The following is a 24,658-nucleotide window of genomic DNA, read 5'->3' as shown; positions in this document are numbered from 1 at the left end:
GGAGGTTCCGGTCCCCGTCCCCGACCTGCTGTCGGGCGTGCGGTTCAGCTGTTGAACGCCGCGTCGAAGGAGGCCGACGGCGGGTCGAAGTCGTACGCCTTGAGCCGGGTCAGCGCCTCGGGGGCGCCCTGGAGCCGGTCCATGCCGGCGTCCTCCCATTCGACGGAGACGGGGCCCTGGTAGTCGATGGAGCGCAGCATGCGGAAGACGTCCTCCCAGGGGACGTCCCCGTGGCCCGCGGAGACGAAGTCCCAGCCTCGCCGGGGGTCGCCCCAGGGCAGGTGGGAGCCGAGGCGGCCGTTGCGTCCGTCGAGGCGTTTGCGGGCCTCTTTGCAGTCGACGTGGTAGATCCGGTCGCGGAAGTCCCACAGGAAGCCGACCGGGTCGAGGTCCTGCCACACGAAGTGGGAGGGGTCGAAGTTGAGTCCGAAGGCCGGCCGCCGGTCGACCGCGTCCAAGGTACGGACGGTGGTCCAGTAGTCGTAGGCGATCTCGCTGGGGTGGACCTCGTGTGCGAACCGCACGCCCTCGGCGTCGAAGACGTCCAGGATCGGGTTCCAGCGCGTCGCGAAGTCCTCGTAGCCGCGGTCGATCATCGACTCGGGCGCGGGCGGGAACATGGCGACCAGGTGCCAGATCGCCGATCCGGTGAACCCGATGACGGTGTCGACGCCGAGGAGGGCCGCGGCGCGCGCGGTGTCCTTGATCTCGGCGGCGGCCCGCTGCCGTACCCCCTCGCCCTCGCCGTCGCCCCAGATCCTGGCGGGCAGGATGGCCTGGTGGCGTTCGTCGATGATGGCGTCGCAGACCGCCTGGCCGACCAGGTGGTTGGAGATCGCCCAGACCTTGAGGCCGTACTTGTCGAGCAGCTGACGGCGGGAGTCCACGTAGGACGGGTCGGCGAGTGCCTTGTCGACCTCGAAGTGGTCGCCCCAACAGGCGAGTTCGAGTCCGTCGTAGCCGAAGTCGCGGGCGAGCCGGCAGACCTCCTCGAGGGGCAGGTCCGCCCACTGGCCGGTGAACAGCGTGAAGTCGCGGGGCATGCGTGTCTGCCTTTCTCGGCTTCTCAGGCGGCGATCGGTGTGTAGACGGAGTTCTTCTCGGCGCTCTCCTCCACGGCCGCCAGGACGCGCTGCACCTGCAGCCCGTCGGCGAAGGAGGGTTCGGGGGCGCGGCCCTCGGCGACGGCGTGCACCAGGTCGCGGGCCTGGTGCACGAAGGTGTGCTCGTAGCCGAGGCCGTGGCCCGGCGGCCACCAGGCGTCCAGGTAGGGGTGGTCGGGTTCGGTGACCAGGATGCGGCGGAAGCCCGCGTGGGCGGCGGGCTCGGTGCCGTCGTGGTAGGAGAGCTCGTTGAGCCGTTCCAGATCGAAGGCCAATGACCCCCGCTCACCGTTGAGTTCGATGCGCAGCGCGTTCTTGCGGCCGGTGGCGTACCGGGTGGCCTCGAAGGAGGCGAGGGCGCCGGAGGCGAAGCGGCCGGTGAACAGGGCGGCGTCGTCCACGGTGACCTCGCCGGTGCCGGCGGTGTCGACGGCGGTCAGACCGCTGGTGGGCGCGGCGGGCAGCGGCCGCTGCCGGACGAACGTCTCGGTGAGCGCGGAGACGCCCGCCAGCCGCTCCCCCGCCAGGTACTGGGCGAGGTCGACGATGTGCGCGCCGAGATCGCCGAGCGAGCCGGAGCCGGCCTGCTCCCGGCGCAGCCGCCAGGTCAGCGGGAACGCGGAGTCCACCAGCCAGTCCTGAAGGTACGTCACCCGTACGTGCCGCAGGGTGCCGATGCGGTCCTCGGCCACCATCCGCCGGGCCAGCGCGATCGCGGGGACCCGGCGGTAGTTGAAGCCGACCATCGCCAGCCGGCCCTGCTGCCGGGCCTGTTCGGCGGCTTCGGCCATCGCCTCGGCCTCGGCGACCGTGTTGGCGAGGGGTTTCTCGCACAGGACGTGCTTGCCCGCGGCGAGGGCGGCCAGCGCGATCTCGGCGTGGCTGTCGCCGGGGGTGCAGATGTCGACGAGGTCGATGTCGTCCCGTTCGACCAGGACGCGCCAGTCGGTCTCGGTGTCCGCCCAGCCGTGGCGGTCGGCCGCCGCGCGCACCGCGGTGGCGTCCCGGCCGCAGATGACGGCCAGTTCGGGGCTCAGCGGCAGGTCGAACACGCGGCCCGCGGTACGCCAGCCCTGGGAGTGGGCGGCGCCCATGAAGGCGTAGCCGACCATGCCGACGCGCAGTGCCGACTTCCCCGTCTCTGCGCCGTCTGCCCCATCTGACTGCTGCGGCTGTGCCATACGGATGTCCTCCTCGTCGTCGTGGCGGGCGGGGGTGGGCCCCGCCCGGTGGGCTGGTCAGGCCCGTGGGGCGGGGATCCTTACTTGAAGCCGGTGGACATGTACTGGTCGACGTTCTCCTTGTCGACGACGGCCGAATAGCAGGTCAGCGAGGTGGGGATCTCGAACTCGGCGAGGCCGCCGACGCCCTTGCCCTGGCCGAGGGCGCGGGCGAGGTCGATGGCGGAGGCGGCCATCGACGGCGGGTAGAGCACGGTCGCCTTGAGGACCCCGTTGTCCGCCTTGATGGCCTGGAAGGCGGAGAGCGCGCCCGCGCCGCCGACCATGAGGAAGTCGTCGCGCCCGGCCTGTTCGATGGCGCGCAGCGCGCCGACGCCCTGGTCGTCGTCGTGGTTCCACAGCGCGTCGAACTTCGACTGGGCCTGCAGGAGCTGGGCCATCTTGGCCTGGCCCGACTCGACGGTGAAGTCGGCGGCCTGGCGGGCCACCTTCTTGATGTTGGGGTAGTTCTTCAGCGCGTCGTCGAAGCCCTGGGTGCGCTGCTTGGTGAGCTCGAGGTTGTCCAGTCCCGCCAGTTCGATGACGCGGGCGTCGGGGGTGTCCTTGAGCTTCTCGCCGATGTAGTGCCCGGCGTTCAGGCCCATGCCGTAGTTGTCGCCGCCGATCCAGCAGCGGTACGCCTGCGGGGAGTTGAAGATGCGGTCGAGGTTGACGACGGGGATGCCGGCGCGCATCGCCTTCAGCCCGACCTGGGTGAGCGCCTTGCCGTCGGCGGGGAGCACCACCAGGACGTCGACCTTCTTGTTGATGAGGGTCTCGATCTGGCCGATCTGCTGGGCGGTGTCGTTGGAGCCCTCGGTGACCTCCATGGTGACGTCCGAGTACGTCGCGGCGCGTTTCTCGGCGTTGTCGTTGATGGCGTTGAGCCAGCCGTGGTCGGCCTGCGGTCCCGCGAAGCCGATGGTGACCGGCTTGCCGGGCTTGTCGTCGGCGGCCGGCCGGTCGCTCGCGGCCGGCTCGGCGTCGCTGGGCTCGTTGCTGGTGCAGCCGGTGACGAGGACTCCGGCGGACACGGCGGCGGCTCCGAAGAGCAGCCCTCTGCGGCTCGTGAGAGGTGTCGGCTCTGGCATGGCGGTGAACCCTTTCGTCAGGTCGTGCTCGCGGTGCGGCGCTGGACCAGCACGGCGGCGACGATGATCGCGCCCTTGGCGATCTGCTGGACGTCGCTCTGCAGGTTGTTCAGGGCGAAGATGTTCGTGATCGTGGTGAAGATCAGGACGCCCAGCACGGAGCCGACGATGGTGCCGCGGCCTCCGGTGAGCAGGGTGCCGCCGATGATCGCGGCGGCGATGGCGTCGAGCTCGTAGAGGTTGCCGTTGGTGTTCTGGCCGGAGCCGGACAGGACGATCAGCAGGAAGGCGGCGATGCCGCAGCACAGCCCCGACAGCAGGTACAGGTACAGGCGTTGGCGGCGGACGTCGATGCCGGCGAGCCGGGCCGCCTCCGCGTTGCCGCCGACGGCGACGGTGCGGCGTCCGAAGGTGGTCCGGTTGAGGACCAGCCAGCCGATGACGGTGACCGCCGCGAACACCAGGACCAGGGGCGGGACGCCGAGGACGTAGGCGTCGCGTTCGCCGAGGTCGAGGACGCTGTCGATGGTGACGACCTGGGTGCGCCCGTCGGTGATCTGCAGGGCGAGGCCGCGGGCCGAGGCGAGCATGGCGAGGGTGGCGATGAACGGGACCATCCCGCCGTACGCGATCAGCACCCCGTTGACCAGCCCGCAGCCGACGCCGACGAGGACGGCGGTGAACAGGATGCCGGCGAACCCGAACTCCTGGGTGGCCACCGTGGTCGCCCACACCGAGGCCAGGGCGACGATCGCGCCGACCGACAGGTCGATGCCGCCCGAGGTGATGACGAAGGTCATGCCGACGGTGACGACGCCGATGACGGAGGCCTGGGTGAGGACGAGCTGGAGGTTGCGGGTGTCCAGGAACTCGTCCGGTCTGGTGATGCCGCCGATGAGGACGAGTGCGGCGAGGACGCCGAGCAGCGACAGGGTGCGGACATCGGCGCGGAACAACACGGTGCGCCAGGCGGGCGGTTCGCCGGCCGAAGGCGCCTTGTCGGTGCTGTTCCGCGGCGGGGAGACGGGCTGCGTCATGACGCCGGGCTTCCTTCCATGACGAGGTCGAGTACACGGTGTTCGTCGAGCTCTTGGGCGGGTGCCGTGTGGACGACGGCCCCCTCCCGGAGCACCAGGACGCGGTCGGCGAGGCCGAGCACCTCGGGCACCTCGCTGGAGACGAGCAGCACGGCGAGGCCTTCGTCGGCCAGCCGTCGTATGACTGCGTACAGTTCGGCGCGGGCGCCGACGTCGACGCCGCGGGTGGGTTCGTCGAGCAGCAGCACCCGGCAGCCGCGCAGCAGCCAGCGGGCGAGCACGGCCTTTTGCTGGTTGCCGCCGGACAGGGTGCGCACGGGCACGCCCGGGTTGTCCGGCCGCAGCGAGAGTTCGCGGGTGGCGGCGCGGGCCGCGCCGAGTTCGGCGCCGCGGTCGATCCAGCCGGCGCGCGAGAAGCGGGACATGGCGGAGAGCGACACGTTGCGGGTGACGGACTCCAGCATGAGCAGGGCCTGCGCCTTGCGTTCCTCGGGGGCGAGTCCGATCCCGGCGCGGACGGCGGCGCGCACGCTGCCCGGCCGCAGCGGGCGTCCGTCGACCAGGACCCGGCCGGAGTCCGGTTTGCGGGCGCCGTAGACCGTCTCCAGGATCTCCGAGCGCCCCGAGCCGACGAGACCCGCGAGCCCGACGATCTCCCCGGGGCGCAGGGTGAGGTCGAGGGGGGCGAACTCGCCGGTGCGGGACAGCCCCTCGACGGTCAGCACCGGTTCGGCCACCGGCGGGGCGGCGGGCCGCCCGGGGAAGACGTACTCGACATCGCGGCCGGTCATCAGGGCGACCACGTCGCGGGTCGGGGTCGACTCGGCGGGCAGCCCGCCCGCGACGGCGCGGCCGTCCTTGAGCACGGTCACCCGGTCGCCGATGCGCCGGATCTCCTCGAGGCGGTGCGAGATGTAGACGACGGCGACCCCGGCGGCGGTGAGGCCGTCGACGATGCGGAAGAGGTTGTCGACCTCGTCCGGGTCGAGCGCGGCCGACGGCTCGTCCATCACGATGAGGCGTACGTCGTGCGAGAGCGCCCGCGCCATGGAGACGATCTGCTGCTGTGCGGCCGACAACTCCCCGACCGTACGGCCCGGTTCGATCTCGGGGTGGCCGAGCCGGGTCAGCAGCTCGGCCGTCGCTTCCCTGGCGGCCCTGGGGCGGACGACGAACCCGGCGGTCGTCGGTTCCTGGCCGAGGTGGACGTTCTCGGCGACCGTCATGTGTTCCACCAGGTCGAGTTCCTGGTAGATGGTGGCGATCCCGAGGCGCATGGCGGCGATCGGCGAGCGCAGGGTGACGGCTTCGCCGCGCCAGTGGATGGTGCCGGTGTCGGGCTGGTGGGCGCCGGCCAGCACCTTGATCAGGGTGGACTTGCCGGCGCCGTTCTGGCCGAGCAGGCAGTGCACCTCGCCGGCCTGGACGTCGAGGTCGACGCCGTCCAGGGCCCGGACGCCGGGGAACGACTTGGTGATGCCGGACATGCTGAGCAGCGGTGGTTCGGGTGCCATGCGGATTCCCCTCGGCGGGCGTGCGGGCCGGTGTCAGGGCGGTCCCCTTGCGGGGAAGGTGTTTTCGGGCAGGCCGGGGCGCCGGGACGGTGCGGCGCTGTGTGGGAGGGACGGTGCGGGTGGTGTGGGTGGTGCGCGGGTGGTTCGGGTGGTGCGGGGCGGTACGTGCGGCGGGGTAGGGGTACGTGGTGCCGGTGCGCTGTTCCGTGGGTGGGTACGGTGGGCCGCTCTGGGCGGTGGAGGGCAGAGCTGTTCCGTGCGGTGGAGCCGGGCTTGCTGCTGCGTGCGGTGGAGCCGGGTGCGGTTCTGACGTGCTGCCGTGGGCTGTTTACGCGGGTGAGAACAGGTGGTCGCTGATGAGCCGGGCCGCGCCGATGACTCCGGCGGTGGGTCCCAGCTCCCCCAGGACGATGGGCAGGTTGCCGGTCGCCAGGGGCAGCGACTGGCGGTAGACCTGGGTGCGGATGGCGGCGAGCAGGGTGTGGCCGAGACCGGTCACCCCGCCGCCGATCACCACCAGGCCGGGGTTGAAGAAACTGACCAGGCCGGCGATGACCTGGCCGGTACGGCTGCCGCCCTCGCGGATCAGGTCGATCGCGGTGGCGTCCCCCGCGGCGGCCGCGGCGGCGACGTCGACGGCGCTGAGCGTGCCGTTCTCCTCCAGACGGCTCGCGAGTTCGGCGGAGAGCTGCTGCTGGGCGGCCTCCAGCGCGTCCCGGGCGAGGGCCGCGCCGCTGAAGTGGGCCTCCAGACAGCCCCTGTTGCCGCAGGCGCAGGGGCGGCCGTCGGGTACGGCCTGGATGTGCCCGATGTCGCCGGCGCTGCCCGTCGTACCGCGGTAGACCTCACCGCCGACGACGATGCCGCAGCCTATGCCGGTACCGATCTTGACGCAGAGGAAATCGGGGACGGTGCGGGCGACGCCCGCGTGCTGCTCCCCCATCGCCATCAGGTTCACGTCGTTGTCGACCATGACCGGGCAGCCGAGGTCCTGGCTGAGCGCCTCCCGCACGGGGAAGCCGTCCCAGCCGGGCATGATCGGCGGTGCCACCGGGATGCCCTCGGGGAACCGGACCGGGCCCGGGACGCCGATACCGGCGCCGTCGAACCCCTCCGCGAGCCCCGAGGCCTTCAGCTTCGCCGCCATGGACAGCACTTGCTCGAAGACCGCGACCGGTCCGTCGCGTACGTCCATGGGCTGGTTGATGTGCCCGAGGATCTCCAGTTCGGCGTTGGTGACGGCGACGTCGACCGAGGTCGCGCCGATGTCGACGCCGAGGAGCCGCAGGTGCGGGTTCAGACGGATGTTGTGGGAGCGCCGGCCGCCGCGCGAGGCGGCGAGTCCGTCGGCCACGACGAGTTCCGTCTCCAGCAGCCGGTCCACCTCCACGGCCAGCTTCGACCGGGAGAGGTCGACCTGGTCGCCCAGCTGGGCACGGGAGTTGGGTCCACCGTCGCGCAACAGCTTGAGCAGTCGGGCCTGGTGTGCGTTCGCGGGCCGTGCCGTCATGCGTCTCACGAACCCCTCCCCGCCTCGATCGGTCTCCGCGCGCCGGATTCCGGCCACGTGTGTGGCGTGCTTTCGAAGGGAACGTAGCAGCGGCTGCCGGAGCTGGGAAGAAGTCGCGCAGGAATTGCCCCCTACTTTTTCCACTCACAGGACAAAGAGACTCGCACGGAGCCGCTCGCTCCGGGTACCCGCACTCAGGTCTTCGCGGACTTCGCCTGTTCGAGGCACGAGCGGCGGGTGTGCTCGGTGTGCTCGGTGTGTTCGCGCATGAGCCGCTCGGCCGGCCGCTCGTCGGGGTTCACGATGGCGGTGATCAGGTCGCGGTGCCCGGCCCGGGACTTCCCGCCGCGTTGCCGGGCGACGGGGGTGCGGTACCAGCGCACCCGGTGGCCGACCTGGGCGGCGAGGAGGGCGAGGAGGGCGTTGCCCGCCGGCTCCATGATCCTGGCGTGGAAGCGGGCGTCGGGGACGACGGCCTCGTCCACGTCGTCGGAGGCGACGGCCTGCAGGCTCCGCCACGCTCTCGTCCGGGACCTCGATGCCCGCGTTGTCGGCGTTGAGGGCGGCGGGCCGGGCGGTCTCGGCCTCGGTCTCGGCCTCGGCCTCGGCCTCCAGCAGTGTGCGGACGGTGAGGAGCCGTTCGGCCTCCGCCTCCGCCGGCTCGTGCACGAACGCGCCCCGGGCGGGGCGCGGGCCGACCCGCCCCTCGGTGTTCAGCCGCTGGAGCGCCTCGCGCACGGGCTGCCGGGAGACGCCGAGGCGGCCGACGGATTCGCTCTCGGCCAGGGACAGGACAGAGGGGAGTCGACCGCATCACACCCGTACGGGGGACTTCCGCCCGAGGGACCGGCGGAAGCGTACGAGGAACCGTCAGGGGCAGCGGACGACCTGCCCGGCGTAGGACAGGTTTCCGCCGAAGCCGAACAGCAGGACCGGGTCGCCGGACGTCACCTCGCCCCGCTCGACGAGCTTGGCGAAGGCGAGCGGGATGCTCGCGGCCGAGGTGTTGCCCGACTCGGTGACGTCCCGGGCGACGACCGCGTTGACCGCGCCGATCTTGAGCGCGAGGGGTTCGATGATCCGCAGGTTGGCCTGGTGGAGCACGACCGCGGCGAGGTCCTCCGGAGCGTACCCCGCCTTCTCGCAGGCCTGGCGGGCGATGGACGGCAGCCGCGTGGTCGCCCAGCGGTACACGCTCTGGCCCTCCTGTGCGAACCGCGGCGGTGTCCCCTCGATCCGCACCGCGTTGCCCATCTCCGGCACCGAGCCCCACAGCACGGGCCCGATCCCGGGCTCCTGGGGGGTCTCGGTCGCCTCGACGACCGCGGCGCCCGCCCCGTCGCCGACGAGCACGCAGGTGGTGCGGTCGGTCCAGTCGGCGACCTCGGACATCTTGTCGGCGCCGATCACCAGCGCGCGGCGCGCGGACCCGGCGCGGACCGCGTGGTCGGCGGTGGCGAGCGCGTGGGTGAATCCGGCGCACACCACGTTGATGTCCATCGCGGCGGGGCCGGGGATGCCGAGGCGTGCGGCGACCCGGGCCGCCATGTTGGGCGAGCGGTCGATCGCGGTGGAGGTGGCGACCAGCACCAGGTCGATGTCGCCGGGGGTGCGGCCGGCCGCCGCCAGCGCCTTGGCCGCGGCGTGCGCGGCCAGCTCGTCGACGGGCTCCTCGGGGCCCGCGATGTGACGGGTGCGGATGCCGACCCGGCTCGTGATCCACTCGTCGCTGGTGTCGACCATGCCCGCCAGGTCCTCGTTGGTGAGCACCCGGGCGGGCTGGTAGTGGCCGACGGCGGCGATGCGCGAGCCGATCATGGATGGGTCCCCTCGTGTGGCGGTTGCGGGATGCACCAGTCTGATCAGTGACTCGCGGGTACGCCGACAGGTGATGCGACAGGATTCGGGCGCCGCGCTTGTCGGCTTCGGTCAGGCCCCCGGAGGCCGGGGCACGGCGTCATCCGGTGAACAGCTGGGTCGCCTTCCGTACGAGTTCGTACAGGCCGTAGGCGAGCGGGACGCCCACCCACAGCCAGGCGAAGACGATCAGCCCGCGGCGGTCGGGGCCCGCCGCGGGCGTGTCGCCCGCCGCGGCCGTGTCAGGCGGACTCGTGCTGCTCTCGCCGCTCATCGGCGGCCTCCTTCGTCTCGTCGGGGCGGGAAACGTGGTGGCGGGGGTGCACGGGGCGGACGAGTTCGTTGGCGACGAAACCGACCACCAGCAGCCCGATCATGATCATGAAGGACAGTCCGTACAGCGACGAGCCGTGCCGTCCCGCCTCCTCCTGCCGGTCGGCGACCCAGTTCACGATGAGCGGGCCGAGCACACCGGCCGTGGACCACGCGGTGAGCAGCCGCCCGTGGATCGCGCCGACCTGGTAGGTGCCGAAGAGGTCCTTCAGATAGGCCGGGACGGTCGCGAAACCTCCCCCGTAGAAGGAGAGGATCACCAGCGCGCACAGGACGAACAGCGGCTTGGAGGAGTCGCCGAACATCGCGATCAGGGCGTACATCAGCGCGCCGACGCCCAGGTAGAGGCGGTAGATGTTCTTGCGGCCGATCAGGTCGGAGGTGGAGGACCAGCCGATGCGGCCCGCCATGTTCGCCGCCGACAGAAGGGCGACGAAGCCGGCCGCGGCGGTCACCGACACCGGCGTGGAGGTGTCCGCGAAGAAGTCGGTGATCATCGGGGCGGCCTTCTCGAGGATCCCGATGCCCGCGGTGACGTTCATGCAGAGCACCAGCCACAGCAGCCAGAACTGCGGGGTGCGCAGGGCGGCGCGGGCCGAGACCTGCGGTCCGGTCCCGGTGAGGGCGGCGGCGGGAGCGCCGGCCGTCGGCCGCGCGGTGTGCGGCACCCGCACCAGCAGGACGCCGAGCAGCATGAACACGGCGTACGTCAGGCCGTGCACGAGGAAGGCGAGCGCGATGCCAACGTTGTCACTGCCGAAGGAATCGAGCATCTGCGCCGACCACGGTGAGGCGATCAGCGCACCGCCGCCGAAGCCCATGATCGCGATGCCGGTGGCCATGCCGGGCCGGTCCGGGAACCACTTGATCAGGGTCGAGACGGGCGAGATGTAGCCGATGCCGAGACCGATGCCGCCCACGAAGCCGTAGCCGAAGACGATCAGCCAGTACTGCTCGGTGGCCGCGCCGAGGGCGGAGAGCAGGAAGCCGGAGGAGAAACAGATCAGGGCGACGGTCATCGCCCAGCGCGGACCCCTGCGTTCCACGAGGGTGCCGCCGAAGGCGGCGGACAGGCCGAGCATGACGATGCCGAGCTGGAACGGCAGCGCGCTCTGGGTGCCGCTGAGGCCGAGCGCGGACTCGAGCGGCGGCTTGAACACACTCCACGCGTAGGCCTGGCCGATGGAGAGGTGGACTGCGAGAGCGGCGGGCGGTACGAGCCAGCGGCTCCAGCCCGGGGGTGCGACGGGAGGACTCATGAAACCCGGACGGTAGGGAGATCATGAGCGATTGAGAACCCGCGCGCCGACCGTATGCGGTGAACGGTAGGCGGTCTGCGACGAACGGTCGGACCGACCGGTTTCCCGGCGCGGGCCGTGCGGTGGGACCGAGGGCCGATCACGCCCTGTAAGTGCGCGGCTCGAGTCGGCGTGCGGGTCCTGCGGAGCGGGCCGCGACCTCACGCTGCACGTACGGGACCATGTGCAGGACAATGAGATCGTGAAGGTCACCTCACCGCACGACGATCCGGTGACGCACGGCAACCTGTGCACCGCGGGCCGCTTCGGCTGTCGGCACGTACGGAACCGGGACCGACCAGGGACCGACCAGGGACTGGGGACATGGGACGAGTCACAGAACGACGCAAGGTGGTCCGCATCCGGGACGGGGTGGTCTCCAGCCGCCCGGACACGCTCGTCACCGAGGAACCCCTGGAGATCCGGCTGAACGGGAAGCCGCTGGCGATCACGATGCGCACCCCGGGCGACGACTTCGCGCTGGCCGTCGGCTTCCTGGTGAGCGAAGGGGTCCTGGCGACGGCGTCCGATCTGCGGAACGTCGTGTACTGCGCGGGCGCGACCGCGGAGGGAGTGAACACCTACAACGTGGTCGATGTGCAGACCGCTCCCGGCGTGCGGACCCCGGACATCACGCTCGAGCGGAACGTGTACACGACCTCGTCCTGCGGCCTGTGCGGCAAGGCGAGTCTGGACGCGGTGCGCACCACGACCCGCCACCCCATCGCCGACAGTCCGCCGCTGCGCGTCACCCCGGAGCTCCTGGCGAGCCTGCCCGACCGGCTGCGCGCCTCCCAGCGGGTCTTCGAGCGGACGGGCGGCCTGCACGCGGCGGCCCTGTTCGACGAGGACGGGGAACTGCTGGACGTACGGGAGGACGTGGGCCGGCACAACGCGGTCGACAAGCTGGTCGGCCGCGCCCTGCAGGGCGGGAGCCTGCCGCTGTCCCGGACCGTCCTGATGGTATCCGGCCGTGCCTCCTTCGAGCTGGCGCAGAAGGCCGTCATGGCGGGCATCCCCCTGCTCGCTGCCGTCTCGGCGCCGTCCTCGCTGGCCGTGGACCTGGCGGCGGAGACGGGGCTGACGCTGGTCGGGTTCCTGCGGGGCAGCTCCATGAACGTGTACGCGGGTGAGGACCGCATAGCCCTGCGGGCCGCGGCCGCCCAGGGCTGACCGGTCCCCCACTGCACGGCGGCGGGGTCCCTGCCTCCACCCCACCGCCACCGCGCCATACGTCAGGGCGTCGGGGCGTCAGGGCGCGTCAGGCCGTCGGGCGCCATGGACCCGGGCCACTGGGGCCACTAACGTCCCGGAGCGTGCCCGACGACGCAGCACCAGCACGCGCGGGAACCCGCGTACAGCCACCGTCACCGCTACCGCTACCGCCACAGTCACAGCCGCGACGGGGAACAGGAACCTGGATCGGCCTGGTACTGGCCCTGGCCCTGATCCTGGGGACCGTGCTGGTCACGGGCCTCCCGGACCGCGACGACGGGCGGCCGGACGGTGGTGCCTGCACACCGCGCACCGTCGCGTCCTGGGCCGAGGACGACGCCCTCACCTCCGAGTTCGCCCGCTACGGCGACGACGGCGCCCGCACCGACGACTGGACGGGCGGCGACGGCACCCACTCGGTGCGGCTGCCCGACGGCCGGCTGCTGTGGCTGTTCTCCGACACGTTCCTGGGCCGCGTGCACAGTCCGCCCAACCCGGTCGGCGAGCCGTACGCCTGGCGGGACGTGAGCGCGCCGATGGTGCGCAACTCGGCCGTCCTGATGCGCGACGGCCGGCTGGAGTCCACGCTCCCCGCCCCGCTCTTCCCCGATCCGGCCCCGGACCAGTGGCGCTGGCCGGTCGGCGCCCGGGTCGAGCCCCGCTCCCCCGGTTCCACCGAGCAGGTCGTCCGCGTACTGCTGTGGGTGCGTACGGCGGGGCAGTCCCCGTGGATCTACGGGGTGCCGACCGCCACCGAGGTCGCCACGCTCTCCCTGCCCGATCTGCGCCTGGAGTCGGTGGAGACGGTGCTGGACCAGCGAGGCGTGCCCGACCCGTCCCGGCGGGTGCTGTTCGGCACCACCCTGGTCGAGGAGGACGGATGGACGTACGTCTTCGGCGGCGACGACGGCCGGGCCGTCTCCCGCGGGGCCTCGCAGGCGTACGCGGCACGGGTCCCGGAGGGCGGGCTCGGCAACCCGGCGGCCTGGGAGTACTGGAACGGCACGGAGTGGCAGACCCGCGCCCGCCCGCGCCCGGTGCTCGGCGACGGCCCGCGCACGGGTGTGGGCAGCGCCTTCTCGGTGGTGCGGGAGGGCGGGACGTACGTCCTGTTCACGATGGCCACGGGCGTCAAGGGGCTGACCACGGTGGCGGCGTACTGGTCCTGCTCCCCCGCCGGACCGTGGCACGGCCCGGCGAAGGAGTTCAGTCCCGCGCTGCCGCACGGCGGGACCGGCGCGTACAACCCGCAGACGCACCCGGAACTGAGCGGCGACGGACGGCTGGTGCTCAGTTACGACGTGAACCTGCTCGAGACGTCCGGCGCCGCGGTGTTGCTCGGCCGGAACGTCTCCCTGTACCGGCCCCGGTTCGTGACGGTCCGGCTGGGACAGGGGCGGTGACCCCTTCGGCAACCGCCCCGCCGATGGAGAGATTCGGTGGAGATCACGGCGCCGAACCTTACTCAAAAGTCAGGTTTCTGTCCGCCCCTTCCCCATGTGGGCGCTTTCTCCTTCGCCGGCCGGCCCGGACAGCGGTACCGACCGGTGTGCGGGCCCCTCCGCCGTCCGATCGGCTCGGGTAGCTTTCACCGCGCCGTGCAGGGGGGGTGCGGGACCATCCGCTGGTGAACCAGTGCATCGTGGTCGGCAACGACCGCCCGTACGTCGCCGCCCCGGTCACCCTGGACCCGGAGGGGGTCGAACACTGGCTGTCGATGTGCGGCAGGCCGAGTCCGTCGCCGGCCGAGCTGGTGCGGGACGCGGCGCTGGAGGCGGAGGTGCGGCGGGCGGTGGTGACGGCCAACACCCTCGTCCCGCAGGCGGAGTCGATCCGGACCTTCCGCATTCCGGCGCAGCCGTTCACCGAGGAGCACGGGCTGCTCACGCCGTCGCTGAAGCTGAAGCGCAGGGCGATCGAGAAGGCGTACGAGGAAGAGGTCGAGGCGCTGTACCGCGCGTGAGGTCCGCCGTACGGCGGTGATCGGCGACCCGGTGGTGCGCTCACTGCGCGTGAGATGTGCCGTCCGGAATGCATGACGGCCGGTGATCGTTGACCATGGGAGTTCCACCGGACACCGACCGAAGGATCGAGAGCTCGTGAGCATGGTCCCCCCGATCACCCTGAACAACGGCGTCACGATGCCCCAACTGGGTTTCGGCGTCTGGCAGGTACCGGACGCCGAGGCCGAAACGGCTGTCGCCGCGGCACTGGAGGCGGGCTACCGCAGCATCGACACCGCGGCGGTGTACGGCAACGAGGAGGGCACCGGCAGGGCCGTCGCCGCCTCGGGCGTTCCCCGCGAGGACCTCTTCGTCACCACCAAGCTCTGGAACGACGACCAGGGGTACGACGCCACCCTGCGCGGTTTCGACGCCTCCCTGTCCAAGCTCGGCCTGGACTACGTGGACCTGTACCTCATCCACTGGCCCATGCCGGCCCGCGGCCGCTACGTCGACACGTACCGGGCGTTCGAGAAGCTGTACGCCGAGGGCCGGGTCCGTGCCATCGGCGTGTCCAACTTCCTGCCCGAGCATCTGGAGCACCTGCTCGAGGAGACGTCGGTCGTCCCGGCCGTCAACCAGATCGAGCTGCATCCGCATCTCCAGCAGTCCGCCGCGCGGGAGTACCACGCGGAGCGGGGCATCGCCACGGAGGCCTGGTCGCCGCTCGGCTCGGGCAAGGGCCTGCTGGAGGTCCCGGCGATCGTGGCCATCGCCCGCAAGCACGGGCGCACGCCGGCACAGGTCGTCCTGCGCTGGCACCTGCAGCTCGGCAACGTCGTCATCCCCAAGTCGGTGACGCCGGCACGGATCAAGGAGAACATCGACGTGTTCGGCTTCAGCCTGGACGCGGAGGACGTCGCGGCGATCAGCGCCCTGAACGAGGACCGCCGCCTGGGATCGGACCCGGCGACGGTGAACTGACCTCCTGGCACCCCCGGGTCTTCCGGGCACCCCCGGACGCTCCCGGCCCCGGATGCGGCGGCCTCCCTCGGTGCAGGAGGGCCGCCGTTCACCTGTCCGCCTGTCCGCCTGTCCGGGAAGCCCCTCACGCGGAGAGCTCTTCAGGGCGAGCGGTGCCGTCACACGGGCCGCACCGCCGTATGCACCGTGTGAGCCGTCAGGAAGAAGACGTCGGGGCGGTGGTGCAGGCTCGCCTCGTCGGCGGGGTCGAGGAGGCGGTCGACGGTGGCGCGGTCCTCGGCGTCCAGTTCCCCGGCGAGTCTGTCGCGGGTGCGGGTGAGCGTCGTGACGACGTGGGACCGGACACGGTCGCCGGCCGGGGCGGGGAGGTCGAGGAGGAAGGTGCGGGAGCGGCTGTGGTGCAGTCCGGCCGCGGTCAGCAGGGCCGGCCAGTCCTCGGTGTGTGCGACGGAGCCCGGCAGTTCGGTGCGCATCCGGGTGAACCAGTCGGCCTCCACCGCGTCGATACGGGCCTGGAGCCCTGGCCGGCCGATACCGATGTCGCGCGGCAGGTACCGGGTGGGCAGTCCGCCCTCCAGGACGGCCAGCGTGCCGCCGGGTGCGAGCCGGGCGACGTAGGCGGCGAGCGCGGCGCGCTGGTCACCGAGGTGGTGGACGCTGCGGCTGGCCCACAACAGGTCGGCCGGGTACTCCAGTTCGTCGAGCACGCCGGGAAGTTCACCGGCGAGGGTTCCGAAACGGTCGCCGGCGCCGTGCCGGGCGGCGCGGTCCGCGGCCCGTTCGAGCAGCGGGGCGGAGCCGTCGACGGCCACGATGCGGGCGCCCTCGAAGACCTCGGCGAACAGGCACGAGATGACACCCGGCCCGCTGCCCGCGTCCACGATCAGCCCCGGCTCGGTCACCTCCTTCGCGAGCCAGCCGAGGGCCCGTTCGTACAGGGGGGTGAAGAGTTCGGCCTCCGATTCGAGCAGGGAGGCCATCTCCGCCCAGTCGATCTCGGTGTCCGCCGTGCCGTGGCCGTGGCCGTGGCCGTGGTGGCCGTGCCGGTGCTCGGGGTGATGCCGGTCGTGGTCGTGCTGTGCCATGGGGGTCAGCCTCTCCGCTCGGATGCGGACAGAGTGCGCCGACGCGCCCGGCGGAGGCCAGTATTGTTGCCGCTCCGGCAAAGCGGTTTCCCGGAATCGTCCGTACGGGCGTGAGCGATCCGACGGGGGCCGGGCGCACGGCCCGGTCCCCGGCGGATCGGGGTCGACCGGTCAGCCGGTCGGTCAGTCGGTCAGTCGGTCAGTCGGTCAGTCGGTCAGTCGGTCAGGGCAGCGGCGGGTACGCGTTCCGCATGAGCTCCTGGAACTGGGCCGAGAACCAGTGACCGGAGACCGGGGCGTCCGGCAGGGCGCCGGTGAGGTTGTGCCCGTTGCGCGGGGTGCCCGTGTAGGTCGGGTCGCACATCCGGTCGAAGCCCTTGCCCTCTTCGTTCGGGATCTCCTTGCTGGCCCCGTCGGACTCGCCCGGGGGCTTCATCCACACGTAGGCGTCGATGCCGTTCTCGGGTGCTGTCTGCGGGCGTTCGCCGAGTCCGGCGCCCGACTGGTTGCACCAGTTGCCGATGTGGATGCGGCGGTCGTAGCGTCCGCCGTCGATGTAGGTGTCGACGCTGGTCGTCGCGCCCGGTCCGGTGGGCCGGTCGCTGCCGCCCCAGCCGTTGCGGGAGGTGTCGATCAGCATGCCGATGTTCGCGTCGAAGCCGGTCGAGACGAGCTCGCTCCGGAAGGCCTGGGCGAAGCCCAGCTCGTCGACGTACCGGTTCCAGTCGACCCACGTGGACTCACGGACGGACTTGCCGGCCACGGAGTCGTTGATGGTGAAGTTCTCCTCCTTCAGCGCGCTGTAGTTGGCGGTGTTGGTGATGAAGCCGTGCACGTCGGACGGGGTCGCGCCCTCGGCGGTGGCCGCCTGGTGGAACACGTCCGCGGAGGCGCCGAAGTTGTCGTCCCAGCCGATCCAGCCGTGGTGGCCGGCGTCGACGTAGTTGTACACGTTCCCCGCGTCGCCGAGCTTGTTCAGGGCGTAGCCGACGCCCTTGACGTAGTTGCCGTTGGCCTTCATCACGTCGCACTCCGGCGTCGCGGTGGCCCGGCCGCCGGTGTTGGTGACGAGGTTGGGCAGGGAGTCGATCTCGACGGTCGTGACGATCCGCAGCGAGCTGTACTTGTCGTCGGCGAGGATCGCGGCGATCGGGTCGATGTACTCGGTCTTGTAGCGGTTGATCTCCGTCGGGCCGAGTTCGCCGTTGGAGGCGAGGGCTGCGCAGTCGCGGCCGGGCAGGTTGTAGATGACCAGCTGGACGACGAGTTCGCCCGAGCCCTTCTGTGCGAGTGCCTCGTCGAGGTGGTCGCGCAGGCCCATGCCGCCGTTCACGCCGTTGATGGCGGCGATGCGGTCCAGCCAGACTCCGGTGGGCTGGTCGGCGATCCGGTCGCCGCCCGGCTCGGCGGCGGCCTTCGCGGACCACTCGGGGTTCACGTACACCTTGGCACCGCTGTACGGGTTGTTGACCCGGTCACCGGGGTCGGTCGGATCGGTCGGGTCCGTGGGGTCGGTCGGGCCGCCGTCGTCGACGTTGCACGTGACACCGTCGAGGGTGAAGGTGGCGGGAATCGCGTTGCTCCCGCTGTAGGTGCCCTGGAAGCCGAAGCTGGCCGAACCACCGTTCGCCAGCGTGCCGTTGTAGGACTCGTTGGCGGCGGTGACGTTGCTGCCGGACTGGGTGACCTTGGCGTTCCAGCCGCTGGTGACCTTCTGGTTGCCGGCGTAGGACCACTTCAGCGCCCAGGAGGACTTGGCGGCACCGAGGTTGGTGACGGTCACGGCGGCGGTGAAGCCGGTGCCCCACTGGTTCTGCACCTGGTAGTCGACGGTGCAGGGGACGGCGGCGGCACCGACGCCGTCGGGTACGACGGCGTACGCCGTGCCGGTGGCACCGGCGACCAGCGCCATGGCGGCGAGGAGCGCGGTTCTCGTGCGACTCATGAGTGCGGGTTTCCTATCCGTTGGGGGGGTGTACGGGTCGCGCTGTCCGAAGAGGGGTGTCAATAGGGGGAGTTGACGTCCGGTAGTGGTCTCACCGGGGCGCGCGTGGGTCGCGCGTCCGGTGCCGTACGGCGTGGGCGTGGGGGTGCCTCGGGGCGGAGGATCAGGCCGAGGCCCGGTCCGCGGTCCGGGCCGTGCGGGGGCCGGACCGGCCGTGAGGGGTCCCACGGAGTGCGCTGCCCCCGCGCCGGGGGTACGGGTGGTGCCGTCGAGCGGGAACACCGCTACTGCGGTGCCGACGTCCTGCGGGAAGGCCGTGGCGGAGTGCTCCGCCGTGCACGGGCGCGGACTCGTGCGCCGTGACGACCGGTGCGACCGGGGTGGCCGCGCGGGGCACGGACGTACCGGCGACAGGACGTAGAAGTACTGAACGCGGGGGGTGCCGCATGAGCGACTCCTTGCAGTTCGGACGTGCCGTGACGGACGCGTCGACTGATGGAACCGCTCCCACTGGTGTCCATGAAGCTAGCGCCAAGTGACGGCAAAGAACAGGGGAGTTGCCGACATTCACTGAACTCCGGTCATCGAATCTTTTCGATTCTCCACAAGCCTTGACCGCACTGGACCCCATCCCCACTATGGGAGCGCTCCCACTGGTTCAAGCCTTGACATCTCCGAGTCGCAGGAGGAACCAGCACCATGCATCCCCCACCCAGAAGACGCCGCGGCGTCCGGCGGCTGTGGACGGCCGCCGCGGCAGCCCTCGCGCTTCCGCTGACGATGCTCTCCTCAGGATCAACTCCCGCTCAGGCGGCTGCTGTCCAGTGCAGCGTGGACTACCGGACCAATGACTGGGGTTCCGGTTTCACCGCGGACCTGACCCTCACCAACCGCGCCTCGGAGGCCATCGACGGCTGGACCCTGACCTACGCCTACGCGGGCAACCAGCGGCTGGTGAACGGCTGGAACGGCAGCTGGAGCCAGTCCGGGTCCACCGTCACCGTGAAGAACGCCGGATACAACGCGCGGATCGCGGCCGGCGGCGCCGTCACCACCGGCGCACAGTTCTCCTACAGCGGCAGCAACACCGCGCCCTCCTCCTTCGCCGTCAACGGCACCACCTGCACGGGGGCCCACCAGCCGCCGATCACCGTACTGACCAGCCCCGAGGCCGGCGCGGTCTACACACAGGGCGAAACGGTTCCGCTCGCGGCGACCGCGGCGGCGGCCGACGACGCGACGATCACCAAGGTGGAGTTCTACGACGACACCGAGCTGCTGGGCACGGACGGGAGCGCGCCCTTCACGCTTTCCGCCGCCGGATTGACCGTGGGCAGTCATTCCCTGACGGCGAAGGCCTACGACAGCCTGGGCGCCTCCGCGAACTCGACCCCGGTCGGCATCACCGTCGCCTCCGGTCCGGTCGTCGTGGCCACCCCGTCCCAACTGGGCGTGCGACAGGGCGAGTCGGGCACGTACGAGGTGAAGCTGTCGACGCGGCCGAGCGCGAACACGACCGTCACGACGACCCGCGCGAGCGGCAACCCGGGGCTGTCGGTCACCGGGGGCGGCTCGCTCACCTTCACGCCGTCGAACTGGGACACCGCGCAGAAGGTCACGATCGGCGCCGACGCGTCGGGCACGGGCGCGGCGGTCTTCGAGTCGTCGGCCCCGGGGCACGCCGAGGCGGCGGTCACGGTGACGCAGCTGGGCGCGACGAAGGCGTACGACGCGCGCTTCCTGGAGCTCTACGGGAAGATCACCGACCCGGCGAACGGCTACTTCTCGCCCGAGGGCATCCCGTACCACTCGGTGGAGACGCTGATCGTCGAGGCGCCGGACCACGGCCACGAGACCACCTCGGAGGCGTACAGCTACCTGCTGTGGCTGCAGGCCATGTACGGCAAGGTGACCGGTGACTGGTCGAAGTTCAACGGGGCCTGGGACATCATGGAGCGGTACATGATCCCGACCCACGCGGACCAGCCGACCAACTCCTTCTACAACGCCTCGAAGCCGGCGACGTACGCGCCCGAGCTCGACACTCCCGCCGAGTACCCGGCGCCGCTGGACACCGGCGTCTCCGTCGGCCCGGACCCGATCGCCGCCGAGCTGAGGTCCACGTACGGCACGGACGACGTCTACGGTATGCACTGGCTGCAGGACGTGGACAACACCTACGGCTACGGCAACGAGCCCGGCCAGTGCGAGGCGGGTCCGACGGCGACCGGGCCGTCGTACATCAACACCTTCCAGCGCGGTTCCCAGGAGTCGGTGTGGGAGACGGTGCCGCAGCCCACCTGCGACGCCTTCAAGTACGGCGGGACGAACGGGTACCTGGACCTGTTCACCCAGGACGCCTCCTACGCGAAGCAGTGGAAGTTCACCAACGCCCCGGACGCCGACGCGCGCGCGGTGCAGGCCGCCTACTGGGCCGACCTGTGGGCCAAGGAGCAGGGCAACGGCGGTGACATCTCCACCACCGTCGCCAAGGCCGCCAAGATGGGCGACTACCTGCGCTACTCCATGTACGACAAGTACTTCAAGAAGGTCGGGAACTGCACGAGCCCGTCCTCCTGCCCGGCCGGCACCGGCAAGGACGCCTCGCACTATCTGATGTCCTGGTACTACGCCTGGGGCGGAGCCACCGACACCTCGGCGGGCTGGGCCTGGCGCATCGGCTCCAGCCACGCGCACGGCGGCTACCAGAACCCCCTGGCGGCCTACGCCCTCAGCTCCTACGACGCCCTGAAGCCGGAGTCGGCCACGGGTGCGGCGGACTGGGGCAAGTCCCTGGACCGGCAGCTGGAGTTCTACCGCTGGCTGCAGTCCGACGAGGGCGCGATCGCGGGCGGCGCCACCAACAGCTGGGCGGGCCGCTACGCGACGCCGCCGGCCGGGACGCCGACGTTCTACGGCATGTACTACGACGAGAAGCCGGTGTACCACGACCCGCCGTCCAACCAGTGGTTCGGCTTCCAGGCGTGGTCCATGGAACGGGTCGCCGAGTACTACCAGCAGACGGGTGACGCGGACGCGAAGGTCGTCCTCGACAAGTGGGTGGACTGGGCACTGTCCGAGACGACCGTCAACCCGGACGGCACCTTCCGTCTCCCGTCGACGCTCCAGTGGTCGGGCAGGCCCGACACCTGGAACCCGTCCTCGCCCGGCGCCAACGGCTCGCTGCACGTCACCGTCGCCGACTACACCAACGACGTCGGTGTGGCCGCGGCCTACGCCAAGACGCTGACGTACTACGCGGACCGCTCGGGCGACACCGAGGCCGCACGGACCGCGAAGGCGCTCCTCGACGGCATGTGGGACAACCACCAGGACGACCTCGGCATCGCCGTCCCGGAGACCCGCGCCGACTACAACCGCTTCGACGACCCCCTTCAGGTCCCGAGCGGCTGGACCGGCACCATGCCGAACGGCGACCGGATCGACGCGTCGTCGACGTTCGACTCGATCCGTTCCTTCTACGAGGACGACCCGGCCTGGTCGAAGATCGAGTCCTATCTGGCGGGCGGCGCCGCGCCCACCTTCACGTACCACCGGTTCTGGGCCCAGGCCGACATCGCCCTGGCCATGGGCTCGTACGCGGAGCTCCTCGAATAGCCCCCGCCGGCGCTCCGCGTGCCGGTCCCGGCACCTGACGCCGGGGCCACGGCGGCCGGGCGGGCCCCCTCGCGCACAGGGGACCCGCCCGGCCCTCGCACGTCCTCGTTCCCCTCCCCTCTCGTTTCCCCCCACCCCGAGGAAGGACTTCACCGTGCGAAGAACCCGCGTCCTCACGGCCGTGCTCGCCCTGGCGGCCGGCCTGCTCACGGGCGGCCCGCCCGCCCTCGCCGCCCCTCCCCCCGACCGGTCCGCCGCCGCGGCCGACGCCCCGGCCGGGTCCGCGCTCGCCGCGGACACGTACACCTGGAAGAACGCCCGGATCGACGGCGGCGGCTTCGTCCCCGGCATCGTCTTCAACCGCAGCGAGAAGAACCTGGCGTACGCCCGCACGGACATCGGCGGCGCCTACCGGTGGCAGGAGGAGACGAAGACCTGGACGCCGCTGCTGGACTCGGTCGGCTGGGACGACTGGGGGCACACCGGCGTGGTGAGCCTCGCCTCCGACCCGGTCGACCCGGACCGGGTGTACGCGGCGGCGGGCACGTACACCAACGACTGGGACCCGGACAACGGCGCGGTACTGCGTTCCGCGGACCGGGGCGCCACCTGGCGGAAGGCCGACCTGCCGTTCAAGCTGGGCGGCAACATGCCGGGGCGGGGCATGGGCGAACGCCTGGCCGTCGACCCCCACCGCAACAGCGTGCTGTACCTGGGGGCGCCCAGCGGGAAGGGCCTGTGGCGCTCGACGGACTCGGGCGCGAGCTGGTCGGAGGTGACGGCCTTCCCCAACCCGGGCAACTACGCGCAGGACCCGGGTGACACCTCCGGGTACGCCAGTGACAACCAGGGCATCGTCTGGGTCACCTTCGACGAGTCGACGGGCACGCCCGGCAGCGCGACCCGGACGATCTACGTGGGTGTCGCCGACACGGAGAACGCCGTGTACCGGTCGACGGACGCGGGCGCCACCTGGGAACGGGTGGCCGGGCAGCCGACCGGGCACCTGGCGCACAAGGGCGTCCTGGACACCGGGAACGGTCACCTGTACATCGCATACAGCGACAAGGGCGGTCCGTACGACGGCGGCAAGGGCCGGCTGTGGCGGTACGCGACCGCGACCGGAACCTGGACCGACGTCAGCCCGGTCGCCGAGGCCGACACGTACTACGGCTTCAGCGGGCTGACGGTGGACCGGCAGAACCCGGGCACCCTCATGGCGACGGCGTACAGCTCCTGGTGGCCGGACACCCAGATCTTCCGCTCCACGGACAGCGGTGCGACGTGGACACAGGCGTGGGACTACTCCCCGTACCCGAACCGGGTCGACCGCTACACCATGGACGTCTCGTCCGTGCCGTGGCTGACCTGGGGCGCCAACCCGTCCCCGCCCGAACAGACGCCCAAACTGGGGTGGATGACCGAGGCGTTGGAGATCGACCCGTTCGACCCGGACCGCATGATGTACGGAACGGGCGCGACGGTCTACGGCACCGAGGACCTCACGAACTGGGACAGCGACACCACGTTCACCATCGAGCCCATGGTGCGGGGCCTGGAGGAGACGGCGGTCAACGACCTCATCTCTCCCCCGTCGGGCGCGCCGCTGATCAGCGGGCTCCTCGACATCGGCGGCTTCCGGCACACGGACCTGACGAAGGTTCCGTCGATGATGTTCACCCAGCCGAACTTCACCGGTACCACCAGTCTGGACTTCGCCGAGTCCAACCCCCGTACGGTGGTGCGGGCGGGCGACCTGGACTCCGGTCCGCACATCGCGTTCTCGACGGACAACGGCGCCAACTGGTTCGCGGGCACCGACCCTTCGGGCGTCAGCGGCGGCGGCACGGTCGCGGCGGGCGCCGACGGCAACGGCTTCGTGTGGAGCCCGCAGGGTGCCGGGGTGCACCACACCACCGGTTTCGGCACCTCGTGGTCGGCGTCGAGCGGCATTCCCGCGGGGGCGGTCGTCGAGTCCGACCGGGTGGATCCGAAGACGTTCTACGGCTTCAAGTCCGGGACGTTCTACGTCAGTACGGACGGCGGCGCCACTTTCACCGCCTCCCCCGCGACCGGCCTGCCGAGCGGCGACAGCGTGCGGTACAAGGCGCTGCCGGGCGCCGAGGGCGACATCTGGCTGGCCGGCGGGGAGAGCGGCGGGACCTACGGTCTGTGGCACTCCACCGACGGCGGGCAGAGCTTCACCGCACTGCGGGGCGTCGACGAGGCCGATACCGTCGGCTTCGGCAAGGCGGCCCCCGACGCCTCGTACCAGACCGTCTTCACCAGTGCCAAAATCGACGGCGTGCGCGGCATCTTCCGCTCGACGGACCAGGGGCAGAGCTGGACGCGCATCAACGACGATGCGCACCAGTGGGGTTGGACGGGTGCCGCGATCACCGGTGACCCGCGGGTGTACGGCAGGGTGTACGTGGCGACCAACGGCCGCGGGATCGTCTACGGCGACACCTCGGACACCGGAGGCGGGGACGACGGTGGCGGAGGTACCGACCCCGATCCGGAGCCGACGGGGGCCTGCGCGGTGACCTACGAGATCACCAACCAGTGGTCCGACGGTTTCCAGGCCCAGGTCCAGGTGACCAACACCGGGTCGCACGCCTGGAACGGCTGGTCACTGACCTGGTCGTTCGCGGACGGACAGCGGGTGTCCCAGCTCTGGAACGGGGCCCACGCACAGTCCGGTCCGGCGGTGACGGTACGCAACACCGACTGGAACGGCACCGTCGCGGCGGGCTCGTCGGTCGGGTTCGGCTTCACGGCGAGCCGTTCGGCGACGAACTCGGAGCCGGCGGCCTTCGCACTCGGCGGGCGGGCCTGCACGGTGACGTGACCGGCTGGGAAGCGGGAAGCCCGCGGGGCGCGTACGGCCGGGTCGGCCGTACGC

Annotated in this window: 16 protein-coding genes and 3 pseudogenes; 7 read left to right on the top strand and 12 right to left on the bottom strand. The window is 71.3% G+C overall.

Translation table 11 applies throughout. The features are described 5' to 3' along the window. Nucleotides 1-44: 44 nt before the first annotated feature. From ACFWVE_RS21775 to ACFWVE_RS21730, 10 genes and pseudogenes are all read right to left on the bottom strand, one after another. The gene (locus ACFWVE_RS21775) at nt 45-1,043 is read right to left on the bottom strand and encodes a sugar phosphate isomerase/epimerase family protein (RefSeq protein ID WP_384016356.1); all 999 of its coding nucleotides are present in this window, start codon (nt 1,041-1,043) and stop codon (nt 45-47) included. Between the two features lie 23 nt (nt 1,044-1,066). Beyond that, nucleotides 1,067-2,284 carry a Gfo/Idh/MocA family protein gene (locus ACFWVE_RS21770; RefSeq protein ID WP_384016354.1) on the bottom strand — a complete coding sequence of 406 codons (1,218 nt, stop codon included), beginning with the start codon at nt 2,282-2,284 and terminating at the stop codon, nt 1,067-1,069. A gap of 80 nt (nt 2,285-2,364) precedes the next feature. Next, the gene (locus tag ACFWVE_RS21765) at nt 2,365-3,414 is read right to left on the bottom strand and encodes a substrate-binding domain-containing protein (RefSeq protein WP_384016352.1); all 1,050 of its coding nucleotides are present in this window, start codon (nt 3,412-3,414) and stop codon (nt 2,365-2,367) included. A gap of 17 nt (nt 3,415-3,431) precedes the next feature. Continuing rightward, nucleotides 3,432-4,451 (bottom strand): ABC transporter permease, encoded by a 1,020-nt coding sequence (locus ACFWVE_RS21760; protein ID WP_384016350.1) that lies wholly within the window; start codon nt 4,449-4,451, stop codon nt 3,432-3,434. Beyond that, the gene (locus ACFWVE_RS21755) at nt 4,448-5,965 is read right to left on the bottom strand and encodes a sugar ABC transporter ATP-binding protein (protein WP_384016348.1); all 1,518 of its coding nucleotides are present in this window, start codon (nt 5,963-5,965) and stop codon (nt 4,448-4,450) included. The genes ACFWVE_RS21760 and ACFWVE_RS21755 overlap by 4 nt, the downstream gene beginning before the upstream one ends. A gap of 328 nt (nt 5,966-6,293) precedes the next feature. Continuing rightward, nucleotides 6,294-7,475 (bottom strand): ROK family protein, encoded by a 1,182-nt coding sequence (locus tag ACFWVE_RS21750; protein WP_384016373.1) that lies wholly within the window; start codon nt 7,473-7,475, stop codon nt 6,294-6,296. 194 nt (nt 7,476-7,669) lie between these two features. Further along, a pseudogene (locus ACFWVE_RS21745) lies at nt 7,670-8,261 on the bottom strand (GntR family transcriptional regulator); the annotation flags it as partial. Between the two features lie 84 nt (nt 8,262-8,345). Beyond that, nucleotides 8,346-9,293 carry a beta-ketoacyl-ACP synthase III gene (locus ACFWVE_RS21740; RefSeq protein ID WP_384016346.1) on the bottom strand — a complete coding sequence of 316 codons (948 nt, stop codon included), beginning with the start codon at nt 9,291-9,293 and terminating at the stop codon, nt 8,346-8,348. Between the two features lie 139 nt (nt 9,294-9,432). Next, nucleotides 9,433-9,606 carry a hypothetical protein gene (locus tag ACFWVE_RS21735; RefSeq protein ID WP_384016344.1) on the bottom strand — a complete coding sequence of 58 codons (174 nt, stop codon included), beginning with the start codon at nt 9,604-9,606 and terminating at the stop codon, nt 9,433-9,435. After that, entirely contained in the window at nt 9,575-10,924 is a 1,350-nt protein-coding gene (locus ACFWVE_RS21730; RefSeq protein ID WP_384016342.1) for an OFA family MFS transporter, read from the bottom strand. Before ACFWVE_RS21730 ends, ACFWVE_RS21735 begins: the two co-directional genes overlap by 32 nt. A 166-nt stretch (nt 10,925-11,090) precedes the next feature. On the opposite strand from ACFWVE_RS21730, the pseudogene ACFWVE_RS21725 reads away from it, so the two are divergent. The 5 genes and pseudogenes from ACFWVE_RS21725 to ACFWVE_RS21705 form a co-directional block, all read left to right on the top strand. Continuing rightward, nucleotides 11,091-11,258, top strand: a pseudogene (locus ACFWVE_RS21725) (Fe-S-binding domain-containing protein); the annotation flags it as partial. Nucleotides 11,259-11,287: 29 nt separating this feature from the next. Continuing rightward, nucleotides 11,288-12,136, top strand: coding sequence for a formate dehydrogenase accessory sulfurtransferase FdhD (gene fdhD, locus ACFWVE_RS21720; RefSeq protein WP_384016340.1), 849 nt, complete (start codon nt 11,288-11,290; stop codon nt 12,134-12,136). 278 nt (nt 12,137-12,414) lie between these two features. Next, nucleotides 12,415-13,581 (top strand): DUF4185 domain-containing protein, encoded by a 1,167-nt coding sequence (locus tag ACFWVE_RS21715; protein ID WP_384016371.1) that lies wholly within the window; start codon nt 12,415-12,417, stop codon nt 13,579-13,581. 206 nt (nt 13,582-13,787) lie between these two features. Continuing rightward, a pseudogene (locus ACFWVE_RS21710) lies at nt 13,788-14,141 on the top strand (long-chain fatty acid--CoA ligase); the annotation flags it as partial. A gap of 136 nt (nt 14,142-14,277) precedes the next feature. Then, nucleotides 14,278-15,105 (top strand): aldo/keto reductase, encoded by an 828-nt coding sequence (locus ACFWVE_RS21705; protein WP_384016338.1) that lies wholly within the window; start codon nt 14,278-14,280, stop codon nt 15,103-15,105. 158 nt (nt 15,106-15,263) lie between these two features. On the opposite strand, the gene ACFWVE_RS21700 is transcribed toward ACFWVE_RS21705, so the two are convergent. Together ACFWVE_RS21700 and ACFWVE_RS21695 are read right to left on the bottom strand one after the other, a co-directional pair. Beyond that, nucleotides 15,264-16,190 (bottom strand): class I SAM-dependent methyltransferase, encoded by a 927-nt coding sequence (locus ACFWVE_RS21700; protein WP_384016336.1) that lies wholly within the window; start codon nt 16,188-16,190, stop codon nt 15,264-15,266. A gap of 223 nt (nt 16,191-16,413) precedes the next feature. Then, on the bottom strand, nt 16,414-18,135 hold the full coding sequence (locus ACFWVE_RS21695; protein ID WP_384016334.1) for a glycoside hydrolase family 6 protein: 1,722 nt from the start codon (nt 18,133-18,135) through the stop codon (nt 16,414-16,416). A 699-nt stretch (nt 18,136-18,834) separates the two neighbouring features. On the opposite strand from ACFWVE_RS21695, the gene ACFWVE_RS21690 reads away from it, so the two are divergent. Both ACFWVE_RS21690 and ACFWVE_RS21685 read left to right on the top strand, forming a co-directional pair. Continuing rightward, nucleotides 18,835-21,753 (top strand): glycoside hydrolase family 48 protein, encoded by a 2,919-nt coding sequence (locus ACFWVE_RS21690; RefSeq protein WP_384016332.1) that lies wholly within the window; start codon nt 18,835-18,837, stop codon nt 21,751-21,753. A 154-nt stretch (nt 21,754-21,907) separates the two neighbouring features. Next, nucleotides 21,908-24,604: a cellulose binding domain-containing protein gene (locus tag ACFWVE_RS21685; RefSeq protein WP_384016330.1), complete on the top strand. Its 2,697-nt coding sequence runs from the start codon at nt 21,908-21,910 to the stop codon at nt 24,602-24,604. The last annotated feature ends 54 nt before the right edge of the window (nt 24,605-24,658 follow it).

It is taken from the genome of Streptomyces sp. NPDC058632 (assembly GCF_042717095.1).
Taxonomy (GTDB): domain Bacteria; phylum Actinomycetota; class Actinomycetes; order Streptomycetales; family Streptomycetaceae; genus Streptomyces.
This window is presented reverse-complemented; position numbering and strand designations above follow the sequence as displayed.

Coding starts and splice junctions, on each gene's coding strand:
- ACFWVE_RS21775 (WP_384016356.1), bottom strand. CDS start 1,043: ATGCCCCGCGACTTCACGCTGTTCACCGGCCAGTGGGCGGACCTGCCC.
- ACFWVE_RS21770 (WP_384016354.1), bottom strand. CDS start 2,284: ATGGCACAGCCGCAGCAGTCAGATGGGGCAGACGGCGCAGAGACGGGG.
- ACFWVE_RS21765 (WP_384016352.1), bottom strand. CDS start 3,414: ATGCCAGAGCCGACACCTCTCACGAGCCGCAGAGGGCTGCTCTTCGGA.
- ACFWVE_RS21760 (WP_384016350.1), bottom strand. CDS start 4,451: ATGACGCAGCCCGTCTCCCCGCCGCGGAACAGCACCGACAAGGCGCCT.
- ACFWVE_RS21755 (WP_384016348.1), bottom strand. CDS start 5,965: ATGGCACCCGAACCACCGCTGCTCAGCATGTCCGGCATCACCAAGTCG.
- ACFWVE_RS21750 (WP_384016373.1), bottom strand. CDS start 7,475: ATGACGGCACGGCCCGCGAACGCACACCAGGCCCGACTGCTCAAGCTG.
- ACFWVE_RS21740 (WP_384016346.1), bottom strand. CDS start 9,293: ATGATCGGCTCGCGCATCGCCGCCGTCGGCCACTACCAGCCCGCCCGG.
- ACFWVE_RS21735 (WP_384016344.1), bottom strand. CDS start 9,606: ATGAGCGGCGAGAGCAGCACGAGTCCGCCTGACACGGCCGCGGCGGGC.
- ACFWVE_RS21730 (WP_384016342.1), bottom strand. CDS start 10,924: ATGAGTCCTCCCGTCGCACCCCCGGGCTGGAGCCGCTGGCTCGTACCG.
- fdhD (WP_384016340.1), top strand. CDS start 11,288: ATGGGACGAGTCACAGAACGACGCAAGGTGGTCCGCATCCGGGACGGG.
- ACFWVE_RS21700 (WP_384016336.1), bottom strand. CDS start 16,190: ATGGCACAGCACGACCACGACCGGCATCACCCCGAGCACCGGCACGGC.
- ACFWVE_RS21695 (WP_384016334.1), bottom strand. CDS start 18,135: ATGAGTCGCACGAGAACCGCGCTCCTCGCCGCCATGGCGCTGGTCGCC.
- ACFWVE_RS21690 (WP_384016332.1), top strand. CDS start 18,835: ATGCATCCCCCACCCAGAAGACGCCGCGGCGTCCGGCGGCTGTGGACG.